This is a genomic window from Massilia sp. CT11-108 (assembly GCF_047302915.1).
Lineage (GTDB): Bacteria > Pseudomonadota > Gammaproteobacteria > Burkholderiales > Burkholderiaceae_D > Telluria > Telluria orientalis.
On record NZ_JBKYMO010000857.1, the window covers coordinates 1 to 1,509 of the forward strand.

Sequence of the window (1,509 nt, forward strand, 5' to 3'; positions counted from 1 at the left end):
CCCTGATAGCTCAGTCGGTAGAGCGACGGACTGTTAATCCGCAGGTCCCTGGTTCGAGTCCAGGTCGGGGAGCCAGAATTTCGGAAGGGGCATCGAGCGATCGATGCCCCTTTTCCGTTATCGGCCCGATACCGGCTTCACTTTCGACGCCGCCTCCAGCGCCCGTGCACGCGCCGTCTCGACATCCTCCGCCGTCGCCAGCGCCACGCCCATGCGGCGGCGCGCGAAGGACGCCGGCTTGCCGAACAGGCGGATGTCGCTGCCCGGCACGCGCAGCGCGTCGGCCACGCCTTCGAACGCGATGCCCGCTTCCTCCAGCTGGCCGTAGATCACGGCGGACGCACCCGGCGCGCGCAGCGCCGTGTTCACGGGCAGGCCGAGGATCGCCTTGGCGTGCAGCTCGAATTCGCTCTGAACCTGCGTCGCCATCGTCACCATGCCGGTGTCGTGCGGGCGCGGGCTCACTTCCGAGAACCACACCATGTCGCCCTTGACGAACAGCTCGACGCCGAACACGCCCTGGCCGCCCAGGTTCGCCGTGACCTTCCCGGCGACCTCCTGCGCGCGCTGCAGCGCGAGCGGAGCCATCGGCTGCGGCTGCCACGATTCGACGTAGTCGCCATGCACCTGCTTGTGGCCGATCGGCTCGCAGAAGCGCGTTTCGACGTTGCCATCCGCACCGATCGCGCGCACGGTCAGCAAGGTGATCTCGTAATCGAAGTCGATGAAGCCTTCGACGATCACGCGGCCCGCATCCACACGCCCGCCGGACGCGGCGTAGTTCCAGGCGCCCTCGACGTCGGCGGCGCTGTCCAGCTTCGACTGGCCCTTGCCCGACGACGACATCACGGGTTTCACGACGTTCGGAAAGCCGATCTCGGCGCAGGCGGCCTCGAGCTCGTCGAGGCTGGACGCGAAGCGGTACGGCGACGTGGCCAGGCCCAGTTCCTCGGCGGCGAGGCGGCGGATGCCTTCGCGGTTCATCGTCAGCTGCGCGGCGCGCGCGGTCGGGATGCAGATGATCGTCCCGGCCGCTTCCAGCTCGGCCAGCTTCGCGGTCGCGATCGCCTCGATCTCCGGCACGACGAGGTCGGGCTGCTCCCGCTCGATCAGCGCGGCGAGGGCGGCGCCGTCCGTCATGTCGATGACGTGCGCGCGGTGCGCGACCTGGTGGCCGGGCGCGTTCGGGTAGCGGTCGACGGCGATCACTTCGATGCCGAGACGTTGCAGCGCGATGATGACTTCCTTGCCGAGCTCGCCGGAGCCGAGCAGCATGACTTTGGTTGCGGAAGGGGAGAGGGGAGTGCCGAGGGTGGTCATTGGTCAGTGGGGGGCAGGTCGGGAAGAGGGCGACTATAGCAAACAGTATCGCCGGGCGCACGCCGCGGGCGTGATTTGGCAATTCCTGGATTCCTGCTATAATATTGCCTCAATTCCCTGATAGCTCAGTCGGTAGAGCGACGGACTGTTAATCCGCAGGTCCCTGGTTCGAGTCCAGGTCGGGGAGCC

General features: G+C 67.5%; 1 protein-coding gene and 1 tRNA gene. One reads left to right on the plus strand and one right to left on the minus strand.

Going from position 1 to position 1,509, the window contains the following annotated elements; all coding sequences use genetic code 11:
- Positions 1-117: 117 nt before the first annotated feature.
- A complete protein-coding gene (gene purT / locus ACEN88_RS31435; protein ID WP_413346045.1) occupies positions 118-1,320 on the minus strand; it encodes a formate-dependent phosphoribosylglycinamide formyltransferase in 1,203 nt (400 codons plus the stop codon).
- Positions 1,321-1,434: 114 nt separating this feature from the next.
- On the opposite strand from purT, the gene ACEN88_RS31440 reads away from it, so the two are divergent.
- Positions 1,435-1,507 (plus strand) — tRNA-Asn (locus ACEN88_RS31440).
- Positions 1,508-1,509: the final 2 nt, after the last annotated feature.